Here is a 23,765-nt window from a genome sequence, read left to right as displayed (position 1 = left end):
TCATCAAATTTTTAATTACTTAAGATACCTAAAAAAAGAAGCACGAAAACTAAGTTTTCGTGCTTCTTTTGGAGGCGCCACCCGGATTTGAACCGGGGATAAAGGCTTTGCAGGCCTCTGCCTTACCACTTGGCTATAGCGCCACATTGGAGCGGAAGACGAGATTCGAACTCGCGACGTTCACCTTGGCAAGGTGACGCTCTACCACTGAGCCACTCCCGCAACATGGTGGCTTCAACTGGAATCGAACCAGTGACACGAGGATTTTCAGTCCTCTGCTCTACCGACTGAGCTATGAAGCCTTAAGCAAATAAATTGGCGACCCAGAAGGGACTCGAACCCTCGACCTCCGGCGTGACAGGCCGGCACTCTAACCAACTGAGCCACTGGGCCATTTATTTGGTGGGAACAACAGGGTTCGAACCTGTGACCCCCTGCTTGTAAGGCAGGTGCTCTCCCAGCTGAGCTATGCTCCCTCTTTCAACGACAAGATTTATTATACTAATTTTAAATAAGTTTGTCAACAACTTTTTTTAAAGTTATTTTTAATAATCTTGCACGTTGAGTGCATTAATATCTTATAAAAATAAATAACTTTTGTCAACATCAATATTTCTATTTATATTAAATTAATTTAACATCTCGCTTATTTATTCAATAACTCTTTCTTATTCATGTACATCTATTTTTTTACCTATAATATTATTTATATTAAATATACTGCTATTTGTTACATTCTATTTTGAAGCTTTTTCAATCAGTTCTCCAATTTCATCTTTGCTAAATTTATATGATTCATTACAAAAGTGGCATTTTATTTCTTCTTCATTTCCCTCGTCATACATATTTTGAAGTTCATCTTTTCCAATACTTATTAATGCTTTCTCTACTTTTTCTCTACTACAATCACATTTAAATTTGGGTTCAATTTCTTCTAATATTTTGAGGTCCATATCATCAAACATAAAATTCACTAAATCATCAATAGTTTTGCCATTAGCTAAAAATTTAGATATTCCACCTAAATCCTGTAATCTATAGGTTATGATGTCAGCTAACATTTCCTCTGCTCCAGGTAGCATTTGAATGATAATACCACCAGCAGCTTTAACAGATAGATCAGTATCCACTAGCACTCCTACCCCTACTGCACTTGGTGTTTGTTCTGATACGGTAAAATAATAAGCAATATCATCTCCTATTTCACCAGAATAAATTGGAACCTGAGCAACGTAAGGCTCTTTTAATCCAAGATCTCTAATAACCACTAGTCTACCATCTTTCCCAACTATGCCACTAACGTCAAGTTTACCAATAGAGTTAGCCGGCAAATCCGCTAATGGATTTCCTATGAAGCCCTTAACACTTGCGTCAGCATATGCTGTAGCCACAAGTCCTTCTGCAATCCCATTACCATCCATTTTTAGTGTAATCACTTCTTTTTCACCTTTTAACATAGACCCCATAAGGGAACCAGCTGTCAAAATTCTACCTAAAGCCGCTGCAGAAGTTGGCGCGCATCCATGAGCCTTTACTGCTTCATTAACTAAATTTGTTGTTCCTGCTGCTAAAATCCTTACTTGCCCATCTTTTGCAACTGCTTTTATTAATTTATCTTTCATCAATAATCCCTCCGTTTTCACCTTATATAAACTTTTTTAAATAATACGTTATTCTTTCTGTTTCTTTCTGAACTTCTTCATCAGTATAGTTGTCCACTTTCTTTAACATCCTAAAACCTGCTTTTTTTATTATCTCCTCAATATACTCTTCACTTAAAATTTTTTCTGTATGATTTTCCTCAAATTTCCTGTACAATTCACCATCTTTTGTAAAAAAAGTTAATTCCATATTCAAAACACCATCATCTAGATAATTTTCCCATATATAAGAAGCAACATTACTATTATATGTATAAGTATTATTTCCTAATATATTAGTAAGTTTATAATATGAATTGATATCAAAAATAAACATACCATCATCTTTGAGATGAATAAATACCTTTTCAAAATAAGATATTAAATCTTCCTCTTCTACTAAATAATTTGTAGCATCTAAACAAGATGTTACCAAATCAAATTTTTGATTTAAATTCAAACAGCTCATATCTTGACAAATAAACTTTGCTTTCAATTTTTTGTCTCTAAATTTTTGTTGTGCTATCATTAGCATTTCACTAGATAAATCAACAGCAAAAGTAAACTTAAAATACGGAGCAATAAACTGTGTCAAATTACCGGTTCCACATGCAATATCCAAATAATCATTAAATTTTATACTATTTATATCACATTCATTTTTAATAGTATCTGCCCATAGCTCATAATCAACGTCTTCATTTATTAATTCATCATACAATTCAGCTAATTCATAATATTGACTCAATATATCACTTCCAAACATTAAAATAATTGCTCTTACTATAATAAACATAACCCTTATAAAAATCAATATCTATACTTCTATTTTTCCATATTACTTTGAATTTCTGAATTTTTAGGAATATTCATCTCTCTCTTCCTTTTAGTCATCAGTCCCCCAATTCTACCTGTCTCTTCTGCTGTTAAAGCTCCCCATCCACATTCATCTACTTTGTCTCTTAACCCAAGCTCATCTGCAATTTCATACTTTACCTTTTCTCTTAATTTTTCTAAATCACTTAGTTCTCTATTTGCCTTAATTTTAGCCTTAATAACCTTTTTTAACGGTGTTTTTCCCATAATATCCCTCCTAGTATATTATTGTTGCCATAGAAAAAAAATTTATTCATCTGTCGCGACATCTATTTTTCAAAATATAATTAGCAATTGCTAATTGCTAATTGCTAATTGCTAATTGCTAATTGCTAATTGCTAATTTATTTTAGATTAATAACTATTAGTTGCATAATAATTTTATCTATGTTACACTATTTTATAATTAAAAGAAAAAAAGAATATTTATTCGTTGCCAAGGTAGAGGAGCTGTCATAATCAGTATTTGTTATAAGCTGGCAAGCTACGATTAACAAAGAAAGGGATTACAGCCGAAGAAGGTTTATAGCCAACTGAATCTTCTGGCTTTATATATAACATATATGAAGCTGTCACTTAAAGATATTCATTACAAAAATCGCTTTATACAATTCAAAACTTGTAATGTTTCCGTCAGTTTTGTACTTATGTAAATCAATCATTGTAATTGTTTATCTATACAGGTGGAGCACTACTAGGTACACTATTTGATAATACGTACGATGTTAAAAGTGTCCCTTTTAGCATCGTTTTTTTGTATATTCTTAATTAACTTAATATAAAGGTCAATAATTAATAACTATAGTATAATAATATATAAAGACACTTTAGTATTAACATATGTTCCAAAATATTTTAAAAATAAATAATATTATAAACTTAATATCAAGGAGGTAATTTTAATGAATTATAATGTAGCAGTTGTAGGAGCTACTGGTATGGTAGGACAAAAATTTGTAGAGGTCTTAAAAGAAAGAAATTTTCCTATAGATACCTTATATTTATTTGCATCTAAAAGATCTGCTGGAAAAATTGTGAAGTTTGATGGTAAGGATTTAAAAGTTGAAGAAACATGTGAAGAAAATATAAAAAACAAGAAAATTGATATAGCTTTATTTTCTGCTGGTGGCTCTGTAAGTGAAGAGTATGCACCAATCTTTGCTCAATACGGAGCTACAGTTATTGATAACAGTAGCGCATGGAGAATGGACCCTGAAGTACCTTTAGTAGTTCCAGAAGTTAATCCCGAAGATATAAAATTACACAAAGGAATTATTGCAAATCCAAACTGTTCAACAATTCAAGCAATGGTTGCCTTAAAGCCACTTCAAGAAAAATACGGAATAGAAAGAATTGTTTACTCAACTTATCAGGCAGTATCAGGAGCCGGTGTTAATGGTTACAAAGATTTAGAAAATGGAATTAAAGGGGAAGCTCCTAAAAAATTCCCTTATGCTATAGCAGGAAATGCAATTCCTCATATCGATGTATTTTTAGACAATGGGTATACTAAAGAAGAAATGAAAATGGTCAATGAAACAATTAAAATACTACATGATGATCAATTAAAAATAACAGCAACTGCTGTAAGAATACCTGTTTACTATGGTCATAGTGAAAGTATAAACGTTGAACTTAAAAGAGAATTTAATATAGAAGAAATTTTCGAACTTTTCGCTCAGTCAAAGGGTATAATATTAAGAGACAATGTAAAAGAACTTGTTTATCCAATGGCACTTGAAGCCGAAGGAACAGACGAGGTTTATGTTGGCAGAATTAGAAGAGATTTCAGTGTTAAAAACGGATTGAATCTATGGGTAGTAGCTGACAACATCAGAAAAGGAGCTGCATCAAACGCAGTTCAAATTGCTGAATGCTTAATAAATAATAAATAAAGGGTGATTTTATGAGTTTATTTAAAGGAAGCGGTGTTGCTGTAGTAACTCCATTCAAAAATGGGAAAATTGATTTTGAAAAATTAGAAGAATATTTAGAATGGCATATTTCCTCTGGTACCGATGCTATAATAATTTGTGGTACTACAGGTGAAGCCTCTACAATGTCACTACGAGAAAAAAAAGAAGCTATTAAATTCACTGTGGATGTAATAAACAAAAGACTACCAGTAATTGCTGGTACAGGAAGTAACGATACCGCCTCAAGTAAAAGCTTAAGTTCTTGGGCTGAAAGCATAGGAGTAGACGGATTACTTTTAATAACTCCTTACTATAATAAAACAACTCAACGTGGTATAGTAGCTCATTACAACGAAATATGCAGTGCAGTAGAAATACCTGCTATTGTATATAATGTTCCTTCTAGAACAGGACTTAATATAGAGCCTTCTACATTACTAGAATTAACAAAAATCGAAAATATAGTTGCAGTAAAAGAAGCTAGTAGCAATATAGCTCAAGTAGTTAAAATGAAAGCCTTATGTGGCAATAAAATAGATTTTTATTCTGGAAATGATGACCAGGTAATTCCATTATTATCACTGGGTTCTCTAGGAGTAATTTCTGTTGCGGCTAATATAATTCCAAAAGAAATGCATGAAATCTGTGAATTATATTTTAACGGAAAGGTAAAAGAAGCTGCTGCACTTCAATTGAAATTAATCCCACTTATAAGTTCTTTATTTATAGAAACTAATCCAATACCTGTTAAGACTGCAATGAATCTCATGGGAATGGATGCAGGAGACCTTAGACTCCCATTATGTGAAATGTCTCCTGAAAACAAATCTATTTTAGAAAAAGAATTAAAAGCACTTAATCTAATAGTTGAGGAGAACTAATATATGATAAAAGTAATTTTAGTAGGCTGCTCTGGCAGAATGGGAAAAACAATATCAAGTGCTGTTTCTAATTTTCCTAATCTTTCTATTGCCGCTGGTATAGATTATAAACAAGAAAATGGATTTAATTATCCTATATTTAAAAAAATTGACGATTGTAATATACAAGTGGATGTAATTCTTGATTTTTCAAGACCTGACTCACTTAATTCTTCATTATCTTACGCAAAGGATAAGTCCTTACCTTTAATTTTGTGTACAACAGGATATGATGATGCCCAGCTTGCAACTATAGAATCTGCTTCACGACAAATACCTCTATTTAGGTCTGCAAACATGTCAATAGGCATAAACATATTGAACTCTGTGCTAAAGCAAATATCAGGCTTCTTATATGAAAATTACGATATAGAAATAATAGAAAAGCATCACAATCAAAAAGTAGATGCACCAAGTGGAACTGCTTATTTACTAGGCGATACTATAAAAGATGCTATAGCAGAAGAAACAGTATATGTTCACGGTAGAGACGGCATTGCAAAAAGAGAAAAAAAAGAGATTGGTATGCACGCTCTAAGAGGTGGTAGTATTGTAGGCGAACATGAAGTTATTTTCGCTGGCCAAGGTGAAACTATAGAACTTAAACATACAGCACTTTCTCGGGAAGTATTTGCCATAGGAGCTCTTAAATCTTGCGAATTTATGTACGGTAAAAAAGCAGGAAAATATAATATGGATGATGTGATTGCTGAAAAGCAAGTTTAAAGAATAAATTCAAAAGATTAATTTAAAAGATTAATGCACAATGCACAATGCACAATTGATGATGATTCTCCTCGTTCCTCGGAGAATCTTTATTTTATTTAAGCAAAATCTATACCCAAAAGAAAAAAAGAAGAATCCTAAGATTCTTCTCTTTTTTGAATTATTCTACTATTTCAACTTGACCAAAGTAGAATTGACCCATTTTTGTTTTCATCCAACCTTGCACTTTTTCACTAACCATTACTAAATCACTGTAGTAGTAGATAGGAACCATTGGCATTTCTGCCATCATGATTTCTTCAGCATCATAGAATTTTTGTGATCTATCTTGACCAGTAGTAGTTCTTGTTTCAGCTATTGCTGCATCAAATGCTTCACTACTCCATTTACCATAGTTTTGAGAAGAATCTGTTAAGAATAAGTCTAACATTGTTAATGGGTCAGCATAGTCACCAATCCATCCACCTCTAGCAATCTCAAAGTTTCCAGTTTGTCTTGAATCTTGGAATACAGCCCACTCAGAGTTAGTTAATTTAACATCTATTCCTAAATTAGTTTTCCACATTTCTTGAACTGCTTCTGCTACCGCTTTATGGGCTTCAGAAGTGTTATAAGAAAGAGTTAACTCAGGGAAACCTTCTCCATTTGGATATCCAGCATCAGCTAATAATTGTTTAGCTTCATCAAACATAGAATCATCTGTAGGAACTCCATATCCTCCAGCTGTTTCATTGAAGTCATTTCCATCAGCATCTAAAAGACCTACAGGTACAAAACCAGTTGCAGGAATTTGACCACCTTTAGTTACTGTTTCAACAATTGCACTTCTATCAATTGCGTAAGTTAATGCTTTTCTTACATTAACATCTTGTAAAACTTCAACATTTTCAAGATTAAAAGTATAGTAATAAGTACCAACCATTGGTAAAACACTAAAAGTTGGATCTTCTGCTTGTAATCTTGCTATTTCAGCACTTGGAACATCATCTAAAATATCTAATTCACCATTTTGGTAAGCAGTTAAAGAAGTTGTAGCTTCTACTATCATTGAAGCTTCTATAGTATCAACTTTTACAGAATCAGCATTCCAATAGTTTTCGTTCTTGCTCAAGACAATTTTATCTCCTGATTTGTATTCAGTTAATTTGAAAGGACCATTAGATATTGCTTTAGCAGGATCTTTTGCCCAAACACCATCAACATCAACCATGTCTTCTCTTGCAGGCATAAATGTATAGAATCCAGTTAAACCTAAGAAATATTCAGCTGGGTAAGCTAAAGTAACTTCAAGAGTTTTATCATCTAATGCTTTAACTCCAACATCTTCAGCACTACCTTCTCCAGCACTAAATTCTGCAGCACCTTTTATAGCAGCTGCTTCAAAAATAAATGCATACTCAGAAGCTGTAGCAGGGTCCATTCCTCTTTTCCAACCAAATTCAAAGTCACCAGCAGTTACAGGTTCTCCATCTGACCATTTAGCATCTCTCAAAGTGAAAGTATAAACTAATTGATCATCAGATACTGTATAACTTTCTGCTATACCAGGAACAATCTCACCATTAACATCTCTCATCAAACCTTCAAATGTGTTAGTTAAAATATCTCCACCATCTGAAGCCGAGTTTAATTGTGGATCCAAAGTTTTAGGATCTGATCCTAAATTCCATTTTAATACTGATGCTACTGCTGTTTCTTCATTATCTGCAGCGTTAGCATTTCCATTATTAGTGTTTTCGCTATTGTTTGAACCACAACCAGCTAAAACAGAAACAGTTAGTAATAATGCGGTTAAAATCGATACAACTTTTTTCATTTTATTTCCCCCTTTATATTTAAATTGCAAGTAATTAATTATATTATATTTCTCACAATTTATATCATTATTATTATTGACAAAATCAAAATTTTTATTTATGAGCTATTTTGTCAAATGACACGCAACCATATGACCATCACCAATATTTTTTAGCTCTGGTTCTACTTCTGAGCAAACATCCATGCAATACTGACATCTAGTTCTAAATCTACAGCCAGATGGTGGATTTATCGGACTTGGAACATCCCCTTCAAGTATAACTCTTTTTTTGCTACCTGTAAAATCCGTATCCGGTACAGGAATAGCAGATAATAGAGCTTGCGTATATGGATGTGTAGGATTATCATATAAATCATCACTGGTAGTTACTTCCACCATTTTACCAAGATACATTACCCCTATTCTATCAGATATATGTTTAACCATTGATAAGTCATGTGCTATGAACAAATAAGTCAATCCAAGTTCATTTTGTAAATCTTCAAGCATATTAACCACTTGAGCTTGAATTGATACGTCAAGGGCAGATATTGGCTCATCACATATTATAAATTCTGGTTGTACGGCCAAAGCTCTTGCAATACCTATTCTCTGTCTTTGACCACCACTAAATTCATGTGGGTATCTACTTGCATGTTCTTTACTTAAACCAACTTTATTTAAAAGCTCATAAATGTATTCTTGTTTTTCTTTTCCTTTAGCAATGTGATGCGTATCTATAGCTTCTCCAATAATATCTGCTACTGTCATACGGGTATTCAACGAAGCATATGGGTCTTGAAAAATCATTTGCATTTTTTTTCTGTAAGGAAACATTTCTTTCTCAGATAGCTTACTAATATCTTTTCCTTCAAAAATTACATTTCCTCCAGTTGGCTCATATAATTTAATTAAAGTTCTACCAGTAGTTGATTTACCACAACCAGATTCCCCAACTAAACCAAAAGTTTCACCTTTTTTTATTCCAAAACTAACTTCATCTACTGCCTTTATATATTTAATCTTATTTCCTAAAAAGCCTTCTTTTTTTACGAAATATTTTTTTAATTCTTTAACCTCTATTAAAAATTCATTATTACTTTCAACATCACTCATTTTATTGTCCTCCTTTTATAACAGTATCCATATCCGGTGCATTCTCATGAAGCAACCAGCACATAGACCTATGTCCTTTTTCAATTTCAAAGTAAGGAGGTCTTTCATCTAAGCAAATATCCATTGCATAAGGACATCTTTCACAGAAAGGACATCCTGTAGGTGGTTTTAATAAATCTGGTGGAGAACCCTCTATAGGTATCAATCTTTCTCTTTTACCTTTAGTAATTTTAGGAATTGATTTCATCAATCCTAAAGTATATGGATTCTTAGGGCTTTTAAAAATTTGCTGTGCTGTTCCCTCTTCCATTATTAATCCACCATACATTACAACAACTCTAGAACAAGTTTCTGCAACTACTCCTAAATCATGAGTAATCAGTATAATTGAAGTTCCTAGCTTTTCTCTTAAATTATTCATTAAATCTAATATTTGAGCCTGAATTGTTACATCTAAAGCAGTTGTAGGCTCATCAGCTATTAACAAATCCGGTTGACATGACAAAGCAATCGCTATCATAGCACGTTGTCTCATGCCTCCACTAAACTCATGTGGATAGTTATCTATTCTATCTTCTGGTGAAGGAATACCAACTAGTCGCAACATTTCTATAGCTTCTTTTTTAGCTGCCTTCTTACTAAGCTTACGATGTTTCATAATAACTTCTATAATCTGATCTCCAATTTTAAAAACAGGATTTAATGAAGTCATAGGATCTTGAAATATCATTGCAATTTCATTCCCTCTAATTGCAGTCAATTCCTTCTTGCTTTTATCTAAAATATTCTCACCTTTGAAAAATACTTGACCTTCTTTTACTTTGCCTGGATGACCAATTAGTTTCATTATTGATTTAGCAGTAACACTTTTACCGCTACCTGATTCTCCAACTATACCTATTGTTTCACCTTGATTAACATCAAAGCTAACACCTCTTACGGCTTGAACTTCACCTAAATGAGTAAAGAAAGAGGTTTTAACGTCTTTTAATTCTAATATTTTATCAGCCATATCCAATCACTCCTCTTCTATTTACGTAGACGCGGATCTAACGCATCTCTTAGTCCATCACCTAAAAAGTTAAATGCAAAAATAGTTATACATATAGCCAAAGATGGGAACAAAAGTTGATATGGATATATTCTAAGCGTAGTTAAAGCATCACTAGCTAATGTACCCCAAGATGCTTCCGGTGCCGGAATTCCCAAACCTACAAAACTCAAAAAAGCTTCTGTAAATATAGCCGTAGGTATAAGCATTGTCATTGTAACTATTATAGGTCCCATTGCGTTTGGAATCAAATGTTTGAAAATTATTTTTGTTTTTGATACACCTAACGTTCTAGCCGCTAATACAAATTCCTGTTCTTTTAAAGATAAAACTTGACCTCTAACTAATCTAGCCATTCTTACCCAATAGACGGTACCTAATGCTACAATCATAGTTTTTAGTCCTGCTCCCATTACCACCATAAGCAAAATAACAATAAGCATCAACGGGATTGTATTAATCAAATCAACAATACGCATCATTATATTATCTGTTCTTCCACCTTCAAATCCAGAAATAGCACCATATGTTACCCCAATCAAAGCATTTACTAAAGTAGCAACAAATGCAATAAGGAGAGAAATTCGTCCACCATAAAAAACTCTAACCATTACATCTCTTCCTAAATTATCTGAACCCCATTTATAAGTTTTATTTCTAACATTCTTATATGGTTCGATTTCTTCCCCATTTACTTCAAGTGCAAATTTTTTACCATCTGTACCTATTGTCTTAGCTGCATAAGAATAATCTATAACTACTTCTTTACCATAAAACTCAAATGTATTAGCCTTATTTACCATATCTTTTTTAGTTGAATCTACTCTTTCTAGAAGCTCACCATCTTCTGAGACTTCTATTAATCTGTATTCTTTATGTACATATGCATACTTATCACCAATCTTATAAATAGTAAAGCTTTGTGGGATATTGGCAAAATCTAACTGTTGATCAGAATATGAAAAATCTGAAAACTTTGGTCCAAAAACTGCACACAATAATATCAATATTATTGTAATTAATCCAACCATTGATAACACATTCTTTTTTAGTCTTCTCCAAGCATCTTGCCAATAAGTAAGACTAGGTCTAGAAATAACTTCTTTATCAAATCCACTTTTATCTAATTTAGTAAATCTAGTACTATCGTATTTTATATCAGCCACTTTATTTCCCCCCTAATCCTTAAGTTTAATTCTTGGATCGATTAATCCATATGCAATATCAACAAGGAAAATCATAAATATAGAAAAAGCAGCATAAAAAATTGTAACACCAAGTATAACAGTGTAATCTCTATTACCTACGCTTTCAACAAACAACTTACCCATACCTGGAATTGCAAATATTCTTTCAACTACAAAAGAACCAGTCAATACTGCCGCAATCATAGGTCCAATATATGTTACTACTGGTATCAAAGCATTTTTCAATGCATGCTTACTTATAACTTTAAATTCGCTAAGACCTTTTGCTCGTGCAGTCATAATATAATCTTGTCTCAATACTTCAAGCATACTAGACCTTGTTAGTCTAGCAACAAAAGCTAATGAAAATCCACCTAAAGCTATTACTGGACCAATATAATGTTTCCATGATGTCAATCCATTTGACGGTAGCCAACCAAGTTTCGAACTAAATATGTAAATTATCATTGTAGCCATTACAAAACTAGGAATAGTTATTCCCAAGGTCGCTATTACCGTCACTAAGTAATCTTGCCACTTATTTTGCTTCAGAGCAGATATCAATCCCAAAGGAATACCAATTATAATTATTACTAAACAAGCTGTTCCCCCAACTTTAGCTGAAACTGGAAATCCTTCTTCAATCATGTCAGTTACTTCTACTCCAATTTTTTGAAATGATGGTCCTAAATCTAGTGTAACAACACCTTTTAAATAATCTACGTATTGTTTCCATAAAGGATCATCTAAATGATATTTCTCATTTAGCGCTTCTAATACCGCTGGTTGAAGAGCTTTATCTCTTGTAAAAGGCCCTCCTGGAATAGAATGCATTAAAGCAAAAGTCAATGTAACTACAAAAAACAATGTTATAAACATCGAGATAAATCTTTTAATTGTATACTTAATCATATATAACTCCTTTCCATCACTCTAATAACTTACTATTAATAAAATAACAGTAAGTCCATCCTTTTTTTGTTTTTTCTCAATTATAATTTAAATATAGTATGTAGTCAATATACAATTACAATCACTACTACAACTTAAACTATTATTAGTAAGCAAAATAACTCAAAAAAAACAAATATATACTTAAATTACTACATAAAAATACAGTGGTAATTTTATTTTCTCTATTAATAATTGAGTTGTTTTTATGATTTTCTAAGAGAGAAAATTAATGATTTCTCAAAAATTAAAAGTTAATTCATTTCAACTCTATATAAGAACAAAAAAAAATAACAACAGCAATAACTCTCTCTTAGTTGTATATTCGATAACAAAGCTTTTAACCTTTTAGAAAAACTAAAATCTTATCCTGAAACAAAACTTACAATAATTTTATCTCAATTGAGTTTAAATAGCATTGTTCATATGTCCTCTACACTATTGATTTCTGTACGTATTATGAAAATTAAGTTACGCAAAACTCCATTACTTTAATAATCGCTATATGTTTTTTCTGTTTTTTTAATTGTACTTACTTTTTCTAAATACAATAAAAATAATACCATCTTTTTTTTTCATTGTCAAATGTTTTTGATAATAAAAAGCAATTCAATATATCCGTTTTATTACAACATATTGCATTTTTTCCAAACATTAATATCATCAAAAACACAGAACTGATATTCTATTTTAATCTTTCTTAAACGTTCAATCTTTAATTTAATGATAAAAAAATATATATAATTTATGCATTAAAATTGCATAAAATTTCATACCAATCATCCAGACAATAATTTTCAAACTTAATCAGCAATTATAAATAATTTCACAAAACTTTCTAGTTCACTTAAAGCTTTTTCTAACTGCTCATCACCATAACAATATGAAATTCTTATATATCCTTCTCCTCCTATTCCAAAAGCTTTACCTGGTACAATAGCTACTTTTTTCTCCTTAAGTAGTCTTTCGCAAAACTCTTCAGATGATATTCCAAATTGTTTTATTGAAGGAAATATATAAAATGCTCCCTTTGGCATATATACATCAAATCCTATGTTTTTTAATCTATTATATACATAATCTCTTCTTTCTATAAATTTTTCCTTCATTATAAATACTTCATTTAAGGAATTTTTTAATCCTTCAAGCACACCATACTGAACTACGGAAGTCGCACAGGAAACATTATATAAATGAACCTTGGTTATTTCAGAAATAATATCCTTAGAAGCACATACATACCCAAGTCTCAGTCCAGTCATAGAAAACATTTTTGAAAAGCCACTAATTAATATAACCCTTTCTCTTAGTTCTTCAACTTGTGCTGGCGAATAATACACATCTTCAAAACAAAGGGAACTATATATTTCATCAGAAATAATTACTATATCTTTTTCTAATAAAACTTGGGTTAACTGTTCTAAATCTTGCTTTGATAGAGTTGCTCCTGTTGGATTTGAAGGAAAAGACAGCACAATAGCTTTAATCTTTTCATCTTCTATTTGTTTTCTCAAATTTTCAATATCAATACTAAAATCTTCATTTAAATGATAATTTACACATTCTCCTCCACACAAAGTAACACAACTTTCATAAGCAGGATACGCTGGTGTAGGTATAAGAACTTTATCCCCATAATTAATGATAGTTTTAAATGTAGAAAATAAAGCTTCACTCCCACCAACTGTAACACAGATTTCTTCCTTGCCATAATTTATATTAAACTGGTTTTGTAAAAACAATGAAATCTCTTCTCTTAATTCTTCAATACCTGCATTTGGTGTATATGTTGTTCTATCTTCTTCAATAGCTTTTACAAGTGCTTCTTTAATTTTTTCTGGCACCGAAAAATCTGGCTGTCCTAAAGTTAATGATATTGCTCCTTCAACCTTTGATACTTTATTAAAAAATTTACGTATACCTGAAATTTCTACCTCTTTAACCCTTTCTGCAATAAACTTATCCATAATAAACCTCCAACTATCTTTATTCTTTCATAAATTTTACAACAACTTTTTGCTAAATGCAAAATTTTTTACTAAAAACGCAACAAATTTAATAAAGAATTTTATATTTTGGAATAAAATGTCTTTTGTTTACCAATAATATAATCTATAATAAGTCTATACAACATTAAAGGAGGTATTTAAATGCAATACGATTTAACTGATCCATACGAAATTGCTAGATACATAAAAGAAGTAACAAAAACAACTCCAGCAAAAGCCTATGTAAAAGGTACCTTAAATGGATGTGCTTTTGGAAACATAGATGTTTTCGGAGATAATAATTTCTACATACTATTTGGGGAAAACAGTGAAATAGTAAAATTCATTGAAGATAATCAGGATAAAATCCAAAGTTCTAGAGTTGAAGTTGACAGAAGAAATTCAGCAATCCCTATGTTAGATATTAAAAATATTGATGCAAGAATTGAACCTGGTTGCATTATAAGAGACAAAGTAGCTATCGGGAAAAATGCTGTCATTATGATGGGTGCCGTAATTAATATAGGTTGTGAAATTGGCGAAGAAACTATGATTGATATGAATGCCGTTTTAGGTGCAAGAGCAAAAGTTGGAAAACACTCTCATATCGGAGCAGGCGCCGTTGTAGCTGGCGTATTAGAACCACCTAGCAAGTCTCCATGTGAGATAGGAGATAATGCTCTAGTTGGAGCAAATGCAGTTATCTTAGAAGGAGTTAAAATAGGTAACAATTCTGTTGTAGCTGCTGGTTCTGTTGTTGTTGAAGATGTTCCTGATAATGTAGTAGTTGCTGGAACGCCTGCAAAACTAATTAAAAAAGTTGATGACAAAACAAAAGATAAGACGCAAATACTAGATGATTTAAGAAAATAAAAAACTCACGACAACCTTTCTTTTAGGTATGTCGTGAGTTTTTTATTTTATATTAATTACCTTTTAATTTTATCTAGTTGTCTAATATTTTTAAACTCATCCTAAATACACTCTTTATTAATATCTTCACCATTTTCAACACTGTCATCACTTAATGTATCTTCTTCTTCTCTCTCAAGTTTAGAAATTGATACCTCATATGCTATCTTAGTTGTAACATTATCTTCATTTATTTTTTTCTGGTATTCCCTACTTTGTAGTCTTCCCCATATTCTTATATTATCCCCAACTTCTAAATTTTTACAGAATCTAGAATTTCTGCCCCATGATATTGTCGGTATATAATCAGATTTATTATAAGCTCTGTTAACAGCTAATAATATATCTGCTATTTCTCTTCCAAAAGGCGTAACTCTATAAATTGGTTCTTTACAAACAAAACCATTTAAAAATATTTGATTAGGATTTTTACTTTTTTCAAGCAAAGGTTGTATATCTCTAGCAAATACAGTTAAAATTAGTCTATTAGCACCATCAATATATTTATTATAAGATCTCAATTGGCCTTCGACTATAATATCCCTATCAATACTAAAATCAAAATCAGTAAGAAGTCTCTCTGAAATAGTGATTGGTAGCAAATCGTTATGTTCACTTAATCTTGGTACCTTAATATCGAAATTATAAAATCCCTCTCCAAACATTTGATGTGAAAATTTTAGTTCACTAACAATTCTACCTTCTAGATAAATTTTGTTATTGTACATCATATTATTCATAATAACCCATCTCTCCTTTAGTTTTTAAAATTCTTATCTACAAAGATATTAATATTCAAATTTCGAAATAAATATTCCTTAATTCTGTTTTGAATACTAAAAATTAGAAATAATAAAGTAAAAATCTAATTTCATTACCATTAATTTACATATTGATTATAATACAAACTGTTCCAAATATCAATACCATTTAATCATTTTTTTTGATTTGTTTACCAGAATAGTCTATATAATAGTTATTTTCATATATTAATTCAGATATTGTAACAAATTCATATCCTTGCTCCTTAAACTCGCTCAAAATTTTAGGTAAGTTTTCTGGTGTATATTTAGCGGCATTGTGAAATAATACTATAGACCCTGGTTTAACTTTTTTCATCACTCTATCATATTCAATACTAGCTCCCTGTTCCATCCAATCTATGCTATCAACATCCCACTGTATACAATTATGTCCTGTACTTTCAACAGCTTCTACTGTTCTATTATTATATGACCCACTTGGAAATCGAAAAAGCTTAGTTTTTTCACCTACCACCTCCATTAATTTATCATCTGTTTCATTTATTTCTTTTACTATTTGTTCAGAAGATATATTCACGAAATCAGGATGAGTATTTGAGTGATTACCAATTTCATGACCTCTATTAAATATATCTTTAGTTTCTTCTGGAAATTCATCTATCCATCTCCCAACCAGAAAAAAAGTAGCTTTAGCATCATATTCATCTAGAATATTTAAAATATTTTCTGTATTATTTGCACCCCAACTTGCATCAAATGAAATTGCAACTTTTTTATCCTCGGTATCAACACAATAAATAGGCAACTTTTTATCGGTATTAAAAAAAACCCCTTTTGTTTTAAGATTTAAAGAAACAGCTAGTACTAGAATTAGTACTATAGAAACTCCTACCAAAATGAAACTTTTCGCTTTATTAATTTTTTTCATCATTAACTCCCTATAATTATTTCTTATTAAAATATATAAAAATTAGTTAATTATTATTACTTCCTTTCAATAATAAACCTATATTGTTGCTTTATAGTTTTATTACCTGAAATAATACTACATATTAATTTTTTTTCAAGACAAACTATCATTATACTAACAGCATAGAGGAGGAGTTATTTATGGCATTAGGTTCATCTGGAAGTGGAAGAACTCAAGTTGTCCCAGAAGTTCACAAATTATTAGATGATATGAAATACGAAATAGCAGAAGAGTATGCTTTAGGCGTACATCAAGGCTCAGAAGATTATTGGGGAGATGTGAGCTCCAAAAATTGTGGAAGAGTCGGTGGTACAATGACAAAAAGACTTGTTAAATTAGCCGAAAAAGAAATACTTAATGGGAAAAAAGCATAAAAAAATTTTTAGCACCGATTTCAATCGGTGCTTTTTATGTTATAATATATTTTAAGAATACGATAAGGAGTTTAAAATAATGCTTAATAATAGAACCTCCGAATTAGCAGAGAATAAGCTTTTAGTGCTATATATTTTAAAGGAAATTAATCTTCCAATTTCTAATAATTCATTAACAGAAATAGTATTAAAAAATAATTTCACAGACTATTTTACACTGCAGCAATTCATTAGCGAATTATGTTCAGCAAAGTTTGTTGACTACATAGAATTAGATGGTAAACAAAGATTAGTTATTACTAATCAAGGTGAACAAGTTCTAACCCTCTTTTTTAATAGAATATCACCTTTAAAATTAAATATTATAAAACAATATTTAAAACAAAATCTTGATTTAATAAAAAAAGAAATAACTATAACCGCTGATTACACTATCGAAGGAAATAATTATATTGTAAATTTAAAAGCAACTGAAAATAAATCTATTTTGTTAGATTTAAAAGTTAATGTAGCAAGTAATTCTCAAGCCAAAGAGTTATGTTCAAAATGGAAAGCAAACTCTTCTGAATTATACAATAAATTACTTAAAGTTCTTATTGAAGATTAATTAATATCATACCTGTTGGTTCTTTTCCAATATGTATGATTTTCTTTTTACTTGTTTCAATATTTATTTTAATAATATTATATCTATAATTATCACCAACAAATAAACAATTGCGATGACAAACAATCCCTCTTGGCATACCTCCAACTCTAATTGTTTTTTTAATTTTTAATCTATTTAATTCAACATAAGTAATATTACCCTCTGTAAAATTCGATACAAAACATTCTTCTTTTCTTATAAAAAAGTCTACTGGAGATTTTCCAACTTCAATTTCTGAGAAATCTAATATGTTTCTTATTGGAATAATTCTTAATTTACCCGATCTATTCTTTCCTAGATAACTTTCACATACTATTAAATTATTAGAGTTCCCATAAAAATCAACTTTTGTAGGGTATAATCCAACCACTATATTTTTCACATCGTTGTGATTATTTGAATCAATTAATGTTATTGTATTATTCAAAAAGTTTGATACTGCAAGCAAACCTGTTCTTTTATCATAAGCAATATTATGTGGTCCATTGCCACAAGGAATTTCTTCAATAATTTTATTCTTAAGCAAATCAAATACTATTACATAATTGCTTTCACCACATATTGCATAAACCTTATCATTAACAATTTCAAGGTCATTGCAATGCATTCCCACAAAATAATCATCAATAAAACACTCATTCTTAAGGTCATATACAGAAAAACTATTGCTATAATTATTAGCTACAAAAATATAACCTTTACTATATCTAATATTATGAGGTCCTATCGGCACAGAAATGTACTTTTTTAAATCAATAGTCTTTTTAATTATACTATTTATAGGATCAATTATAGAAATTGAATCAGAAGAAAGATTACACACACATAAAAGTTCCACATTATCACCACCTACTAAATATACTATGAAAGAGTTTATTATATGGATATAATTTATTGACCTTCTTTTGTCTTTAATCTATAATAAAATATAGTTTGCAAAATAAACCGTATAATATAATTTAATGAAGAAAGGATGCTATCAAATGGACTCATATATACCAAAAGGAGTATGCTCAAGAAAAATAAATTTTGAAGTGGTAGATGGGATTGTTAAAAAAATCGAATTTATCGGTGGCTGCGATGGAAATCTAAAAGGACTTTCAAATCTTTGCATTGGTATGAAAACTGAAGATGTGATTAAGAAGCTTAAAGGAATCCATTGTGGAAGAAAAAACACTTCTTGCCCTGACCAATTATCCTTAGCCTTAAAACAAACAATTTAATCTAAAATAGTACAACTAAAATAGTCACTAAAAAAATCCTTCCTTCATATATTATTATATGTGGACAAGCGCCACTACTATTTCTTTTGAAAAGGAGGCCCTCTCTATGTCAAAAAGTTATTGTGGTTGTGATGATATATTATTTATAATTTTAGTTATAATAATTATCTGTTGCTGCGGTTGTGGATTTGGTGGTCTATGTGGCTGTGGATTATGCTGTTGCTAAAAAAAATAATCTCCCTATGATTTTTTCATAGGGAGTTTTTTATAATCTTTCTCATATCACCAATCATATAAAGAGACCCACAAACAAGAAGTAAATCATCTTTACCACAAGAATTTAAAGCCACCGAAAACGCTTCATTGTAATCTTTTATAAATGAAACATTTTCATTATACTTAATTATTTCTTGCATTAACCTCTCTCCATTTTTTGCCCTTTCATTATTTGGAGTTATACAGATTATTTTATAGGCTTTTTCGGCTAACTCCATTATCCCACTTTGCATATCTTTATCACCAAGGATTCCAATAATAATGATTAATCTATCATATTTTGTATATTCATCTATACTAGAAATCAAATTCTTTATCCCATCATAATTATGAGCTCCATCAATTATAACTAAAGGTTCTTTTTTTATTAATTCAAATCTTCCTTTCCACCTAACCTTCACTAACCCTTTATTAATTGCCTCTTCATCTATTTTTATTCTCAAACTTCTAAGTAAATCTATTGTCGTTAATGCCATTAAACAATTTTTCATTTGATGTTTTCCAAGTAAAGATAAATTAATACTATATCTATTAGCAAAAGTTTTTATTTCTAATTTCTGCCCTTTTAATGTTGAAGATATAAGTTTAACATTATCCTTTTTAACTTTTATAAGTCTAGAGTTGTTTTTCCTACAGACTTCGCAAAAAACTTTACTAGCTTCATAAGAAGATGGATATATTATAGTAGGTACATTTTTCTTTATTATTCCTGCTTTTTCAAAAGCTATTTTTTCAATAGTATCCCCTAATATATTGGTATGATCATAACTGATAGATGTTATAACACTAACTAAAGGATGAACTACATTTGTAGCATCTAGCCGTCCTCCAAGCCCAACCTCTAGTACAAGATAATCTACATTTTTCCTATAAAAATATAAAAAAGCAATACAGGTAACTAGTTCAAATTGAGTTGGGTTTTCACAGCCTTCTTTCACTGCTTTATCTGCTGCTATTTTAACTTCTTCAATCAAAGATACAAAATCATCTTTAGTAATATTATTGGCATTTATCTGAATACTTTCTTCAATCTCTTCTAAAAATGGCGATATATACATTCCAACATTATAGCCTTGTTCAATCAATATAGATCCAATCATAGCGCATACGGAGCCTTTTCCATTTGTCCCACCTACATGCACAATCTTTAATTTTTTATGTGGATTACCTAATATTGAAAGTATTTTTTCAACTCTCTGTAGTCCTAAATTAATATTAAATTTACCACTTGAATTTATGTAATCCATAGCTTCTATATAATTCATGATAAACCCCTTTTAAACCAATGCACAATGCACAGTTTACAATGCACAATTAAGGTTTATTTTCTTCCCTTTGGTCAGAAAATCTTTAATTAATTTAAAAATAATCAAACCACAAAGTCTTTTAATTAATAATTACTTAATTAGATTCTAGAAATTTTTTAGCTCCGCTAAAAAATTTCATCCTTAATTGTGCATTGTGCATTGTGCATTGTGCATTATTATTTCCTGTGCCTTATTATTTATTTAAGGTTTTCAATACTCTGTAAAACTGCATTATACATTTCTTTATATTTTTCGCCTTTAGCTTTTTCTTCATTCACTACAGCTTCTGGTGCTTTTGATATAAATCTCTCATTTGCAAGTTTCTTCTCTACTCTATCTATTTCTTTTTCTAATTTAGCTTTTTCTTTATCTAATCTTTCTAATTCTTTTTCAACATCAATTAAATCTAATAGTGGCATAAATATTTCAGCGCTTTTTGTTACTGTTGATACAACATTTTCAGGAACTTCTTCTTTTGACTTGATTAAGATTACTTCCTGTGCAGAAGCTAAAGTTTCAAAATACTTACTTCCTTCTTTAAAAGCATTTTTATCTTCTGCATATAATATGACTTTAGCTTTTCTTGATGGTGGTACATTCATTTCTGCTTTAAGATTTCTAATTGATTTTATAGCTTCTATGATTTTACTCATTTTATCTTCTGATTCATTTGAGTTTAATTTTTCATCATATTCAGGCCATTTTGCAGTTGATATACTTTCTTCAGCATTAGGAAGGTTAGTATAAATCTCTTCTGTTATATATGGCATTGCTGGGTGAAGAAGTTTAAGTCCTGTCATCAAAACTCTATTTAATACATTTAGAGCTACCCCTTTAGCCTTCTCATTTTCTCCATAAAGCACTGGTTTTGCAAGTTCTATATACCAATCACAAAATTCTGTCCACATAAATTCATGAACCTTGCTAGTTGCTATTCCTATTTCATACTTATCTATATTTTCTCCTATTTCTTTAGCTACAGTATTCATTCTAGAAAGAATCCATTTATCTGCCAATGTGTAGTCTTCACAATCAGCATATTTATCCATAAGGTCTTTATCAAGATTCATCATTACAAATCTAGAAGCATTCCAAATCTTATTTGCAAAGTTTCTAGCCGATTCTACCCTTTCCTCATAATATCTAATATCATTTCCAGGAGCATTACCAGTAAGCAAGCTAAATCTTAGTGCATCGGCACCGTATTTTTCTATTACTTCTAGTGGATCAACACCATTACCTAATGATTTAGACATTTTTCTTCCTTCATCATCTCTTACTATACCGTGTATCAGTACAGTATGGAAAGGAATTTCTCCCATGTTGTATAGCGATGAAAAAATCATTCTAGCTACCCAGAAGAATATAATATCATACCCTGTTACTAGTACATCCGTAGGATAAAAATATTCTAAATCAGGTGTCTTATCAGGCCAACCTAAAGTCGAAAATGGCCATAAAGCTGAACTAAACCAAGTATCTAATACATCTTCATCTTGTTTCAAATTTTCACTTCCACATTTAGTGCATTTACATGGAGTACTACTTTGACAAATTATTTCTCCACAATCCTTACAATACCAAACTGGAATTCTATGTCCCCACCAAAGTTGTCTTGATATACACCAATCTTGAATATTTTCCATCCAATTAAAATAAGTTTTTGAGAATCTTTCAGGTACAAATTTGATTTTTCCTTCTTTTACAACATCAATGGCTGGCCCTGCAAGAGATTCCATTTTTACATACCATTGCTTTGAAGTTGTAGGTTCGATCACTGTACCACATCTATCATGAGTACCTACATTGTGGTCGTGCTTTTTAATTTTTACAAGTAATCCTTGTTTATCTAAATCTTCTACCATAGCTTTTCTTGCTTCGTATCTATCCATTCCTGAATATCTTCCATAACCATCTACAATAGAACCATCTTTATTCATAATATTTATTTCAGCTAAATTATGTCTCTTTCCTACCTCGTAGTCGTTAGGATCATGTGCTGGAGTAATTTTAACAGCCCCTGTTCCAAAATCAATGCCTACATAATTATCTGCTACTATAGGAATTTCTCTTCCAACTAGTGGTAATATCAACGTCTTGCCTATTAAATGTTTATATCTATCATCCTCTGGATTAACAGCAACAGCAGTATCTCCAAGCATTGTCTCTGGTCTTGTTGTAGCTATCTCGATAAATCCATCTTCATCTTTTATTGGATAATTTACATGCCAGAAGTTACCTTCTTTTTCTTCATGCTCAATTTCTGCATCAGATATAGCAGTTTGGCATTTAGGACACCAGTTAACAATTCTATTGCCTCTATAAATTAAACCATCATTATATAATTTCACAAAAACTTCAGTTACAGCTTTACTTAAATTTTCATCCATTGTAAATCTTTCTCTTGTATAATCTGCTGATACACCTAAGCTCTTATACTGAGTTTTAATTCTTTCTTTATATTTATCAGACCATTCCCAAACCTTTTCTAAAAATCCGTCTCTCCCTAAGTCTTTTTTATTGATTCCTTGGTCGAGTAATTGCTTTTCAACCTTTACTTCAGTAGCTATGCTAGCATGGTCCTCACCTGGTAACCATAAAGTTTCAAACCCTTGCATTCTCTTAACTCTTATCAAATAATCTTGAAGAGTACCATCAAGTGCATGCCCTAAATGCAATTGTCCTGTTATATTTGGTGGTGGCATTAAAATTGTATAAGGTTTTTTATTTTCATTAACTTCAGGTGTGAAATACCCTTTTTCTTCCCACTTAGTAAAAATTCTCTTTTCAAATTCTTTTGGTGCATAAGTTTTACTGATATTTACTTCTTTCATATTTATCCCTCCGTTTCATATTTAACCAAAAAAAAAGCGCCTCATCCTCAAAAGGACGACTGCACGCGATACCACCTTAATTCTCAAATTAAATTATAAAAATTTGAGCTCTCGATATTTTAACGACTTTGCCGTCTTTACCTACTATTTTATTCAGTAAAGATACTCCGAAGCTACCTTCAAGATATTTCTTATAGAAAGTCTTTCAGCCGCCGAACTTTCATCTCTATATAAGTGTTTATCTTTACTCCTCTTCATCTCTGCTTATTCAATATTCATTTATTTTC

The 23,765-nt window shown here is 30.8% G+C and carries 21 protein-coding genes, 5 tRNA genes, 1 riboswitch and 1 other annotated feature; of the genes, 7 read left to right on the top strand and 19 right to left on the bottom strand.

The features are described from left to right. Positions 1-69: 69 nt before the first annotated feature. The 8 genes from ACVHXK_RS06500 to ACVHXK_RS06465 form a co-directional block, all read right to left on the bottom strand. Positions 70-143, bottom strand: a tRNA-Cys gene (locus ACVHXK_RS06500). A 4-nt stretch (positions 144-147) separates the two neighbouring features. Continuing rightward, positions 148-222 (bottom strand) — tRNA-Gly (locus ACVHXK_RS06495). A gap of 4 nt (positions 223-226) precedes the next feature. Continuing rightward, positions 227-302: transfer RNA gene (locus tag ACVHXK_RS06490), tRNA-Phe, on the bottom strand. 14 nt (positions 303-316) lie between these two features. After that, positions 317-393: transfer RNA gene (locus ACVHXK_RS06485), tRNA-Asp, on the bottom strand. A 7-nt stretch (positions 394-400) separates the two neighbouring features. After that, positions 401-476 (bottom strand) — tRNA-Val (locus ACVHXK_RS06480). Positions 477-737: 261 nt separating this feature from the next. Continuing rightward, the gene (hslO, locus tag ACVHXK_RS06475) at positions 738-1,622 is read right to left on the bottom strand and encodes an Hsp33 family molecular chaperone HslO (RefSeq protein ID WP_461205555.1); all 885 of its coding nucleotides are present in this window, start codon (positions 1,620-1,622) and stop codon (positions 738-740) included. Positions 1,623-1,644: 22 nt separating this feature from the next. Beyond that, the gene (locus tag ACVHXK_RS06470) at positions 1,645-2,406 is read right to left on the bottom strand and encodes a class I SAM-dependent DNA methyltransferase (protein WP_461205599.1); all 762 of its coding nucleotides are present in this window, start codon (positions 2,404-2,406) and stop codon (positions 1,645-1,647) included. Positions 2,407-2,465: 59 nt separating this feature from the next. Then, positions 2,466-2,723 carry a small, acid-soluble spore protein, alpha/beta type gene (locus ACVHXK_RS06465; protein ID WP_461205554.1) on the bottom strand — a complete coding sequence of 86 codons (258 nt, stop codon included), beginning with the start codon at positions 2,721-2,723 and terminating at the stop codon, positions 2,466-2,468. A 227-nt stretch (positions 2,724-2,950) separates the two neighbouring features. Further along, a riboswitch (Lysine riboswitch) is annotated at positions 2,951-3,218 on the top strand. Between the two features lie 200 nt (positions 3,219-3,418). Here ACVHXK_RS06465 and ACVHXK_RS06460 point away from each other — a divergent pair. From ACVHXK_RS06460 to dapB, 3 genes are read left to right on the top strand one after another with little or no spacing between them, the layout of a single operon-like run. Continuing rightward, complete coding sequence (locus tag ACVHXK_RS06460; RefSeq protein WP_461205553.1) at positions 3,419-4,411, top strand: aspartate-semialdehyde dehydrogenase; 993 nt, start codon at positions 3,419-3,421, stop codon at positions 4,409-4,411. 11 nt (positions 4,412-4,422) lie between these two features. Further along, positions 4,423-5,313 carry a 4-hydroxy-tetrahydrodipicolinate synthase gene (gene dapA, locus ACVHXK_RS06455; protein WP_461205552.1) on the top strand — a complete coding sequence of 297 codons (891 nt, stop codon included), beginning with the start codon at positions 4,423-4,425 and terminating at the stop codon, positions 5,311-5,313. 3 nt (positions 5,314-5,316) lie between these two features. Then, on the top strand, positions 5,317-6,078 hold the full coding sequence (gene dapB, locus ACVHXK_RS06450) for a 4-hydroxy-tetrahydrodipicolinate reductase (protein ID WP_461205551.1): 762 nt from the start codon (positions 5,317-5,319) through the stop codon (positions 6,076-6,078). Positions 6,079-6,238: 160 nt separating this feature from the next. Here the strand turns inward: dapB and ACVHXK_RS06445 are convergent, their stop codons facing one another. The 6 genes from ACVHXK_RS06445 to ACVHXK_RS06420 form a co-directional block, all read right to left on the bottom strand. Beyond that, positions 6,239-7,894: a peptide ABC transporter substrate-binding protein gene (locus ACVHXK_RS06445; RefSeq protein WP_461205550.1), complete on the bottom strand. Its 1,656-nt coding sequence runs from the start codon at positions 7,892-7,894 to the stop codon at positions 6,239-6,241. A 105-nt stretch (positions 7,895-7,999) separates the two neighbouring features. Next, complete coding sequence (locus tag ACVHXK_RS06440; protein ID WP_461205549.1) at positions 8,000-8,992, bottom strand: ABC transporter ATP-binding protein; 993 nt, start codon at positions 8,990-8,992, stop codon at positions 8,000-8,002. Between the two features lies 1 nt (position 8,993). Then, positions 8,994-10,004 carry an ABC transporter ATP-binding protein gene (locus ACVHXK_RS06435; RefSeq protein WP_461205548.1) on the bottom strand — a complete coding sequence of 337 codons (1,011 nt, stop codon included), beginning with the start codon at positions 10,002-10,004 and terminating at the stop codon, positions 8,994-8,996. A gap of 17 nt (positions 10,005-10,021) precedes the next feature. Beyond that, positions 10,022-11,209 carry an ABC transporter permease gene (locus tag ACVHXK_RS06430; protein ID WP_461205547.1) on the bottom strand — a complete coding sequence of 396 codons (1,188 nt, stop codon included), beginning with the start codon at positions 11,207-11,209 and terminating at the stop codon, positions 10,022-10,024. Positions 11,210-11,221: 12 nt separating this feature from the next. Next, complete coding sequence (locus ACVHXK_RS06425; protein WP_461205546.1) at positions 11,222-12,142, bottom strand: ABC transporter permease; 921 nt, start codon at positions 12,140-12,142, stop codon at positions 11,222-11,224. 842 nt (positions 12,143-12,984) lie between these two features. Then, positions 12,985-14,148: a pyridoxal phosphate-dependent aminotransferase gene (locus tag ACVHXK_RS06420; RefSeq protein WP_461205545.1), complete on the bottom strand. Its 1,164-nt coding sequence runs from the start codon at positions 14,146-14,148 to the stop codon at positions 12,985-12,987. 183 nt (positions 14,149-14,331) lie between these two features. Here ACVHXK_RS06420 and dapD point away from each other — a divergent pair, with 183 nt between their 5' ends. Continuing rightward, positions 14,332-15,042 carry a 2,3,4,5-tetrahydropyridine-2,6-dicarboxylate N-acetyltransferase gene (gene dapD, locus ACVHXK_RS06415; RefSeq protein ID WP_461205544.1) on the top strand — a complete coding sequence of 237 codons (711 nt, stop codon included), beginning with the start codon at positions 14,332-14,334 and terminating at the stop codon, positions 15,040-15,042. Positions 15,043-15,143: 101 nt separating this feature from the next. Here dapD and ACVHXK_RS06410 read toward each other — a convergent pair whose 3' ends face one another. Next, positions 15,144-15,821, bottom strand: coding sequence for a single-stranded DNA-binding protein (locus ACVHXK_RS06410; protein ID WP_461205543.1), 678 nt, complete (start codon positions 15,819-15,821; stop codon positions 15,144-15,146). 190 nt (positions 15,822-16,011) lie between these two features. After that, positions 16,012-16,773 carry a polysaccharide deacetylase family sporulation protein PdaB gene (pdaB, locus tag ACVHXK_RS06405; RefSeq protein WP_461205542.1) on the bottom strand — a complete coding sequence of 254 codons (762 nt, stop codon included), beginning with the start codon at positions 16,771-16,773 and terminating at the stop codon, positions 16,012-16,014. A 182-nt stretch (positions 16,774-16,955) separates the two neighbouring features. Here pdaB and ACVHXK_RS06400 point away from each other — a divergent pair, with 182 nt between their 5' ends. Next, the gene (locus tag ACVHXK_RS06400) at positions 16,956-17,189 is read left to right on the top strand and encodes a small, acid-soluble spore protein, alpha/beta type (RefSeq protein ID WP_461205541.1); all 234 of its coding nucleotides are present in this window, start codon (positions 16,956-16,958) and stop codon (positions 17,187-17,189) included. A gap of 79 nt (positions 17,190-17,268) precedes the next feature. Beyond that, a complete protein-coding gene (locus tag ACVHXK_RS06395; protein ID WP_461205540.1) occupies positions 17,269-17,796 on the top strand; it encodes a DUF4364 family protein in 528 nt (175 codons plus the stop codon). Here the strand turns inward: ACVHXK_RS06395 and ACVHXK_RS06390 are convergent. Continuing rightward, the gene (locus tag ACVHXK_RS06390; protein ID WP_461205539.1) at positions 17,783-18,676 is read right to left on the bottom strand and encodes a YncE family protein; all 894 of its coding nucleotides are present in this window, start codon (positions 18,674-18,676) and stop codon (positions 17,783-17,785) included. The two genes, ACVHXK_RS06395 and ACVHXK_RS06390, sit on opposite strands and share 14 nt — an antisense overlap. A 145-nt stretch (positions 18,677-18,821) precedes the next feature. On the opposite strand from ACVHXK_RS06390, the gene ACVHXK_RS06385 reads away from it, so the two are divergent. Beyond that, complete coding sequence (locus ACVHXK_RS06385; RefSeq protein WP_461205538.1) at positions 18,822-19,061, top strand: TIGR03905 family TSCPD domain-containing protein; 240 nt, start codon at positions 18,822-18,824, stop codon at positions 19,059-19,061. Between the two features lie 251 nt (positions 19,062-19,312). Here ACVHXK_RS06385 and ACVHXK_RS06380 read toward each other — a convergent pair whose 3' ends face one another. After that, a complete protein-coding gene (locus ACVHXK_RS06380) occupies positions 19,313-20,602 on the bottom strand; it encodes a bifunctional folylpolyglutamate synthase/dihydrofolate synthase (protein WP_461205537.1) in 1,290 nt (429 codons plus the stop codon). 239 nt (positions 20,603-20,841) lie between these two features. Next, a complete protein-coding gene (locus tag ACVHXK_RS06375; RefSeq protein WP_461205536.1) occupies positions 20,842-23,478 on the bottom strand; it encodes a valine--tRNA ligase in 2,637 nt (878 codons plus the stop codon). 48 nt (positions 23,479-23,526) lie between these two features. Next, positions 23,527-23,748 (bottom strand) — a binding site (T-box leader). Positions 23,749-23,765 lie beyond the last annotated feature (17 nt).

This window comes from Clostridium sp. DL1XJH146, assembly GCF_054819755.1.
This window is presented reverse-complemented; position numbering and strand designations above follow the sequence as displayed.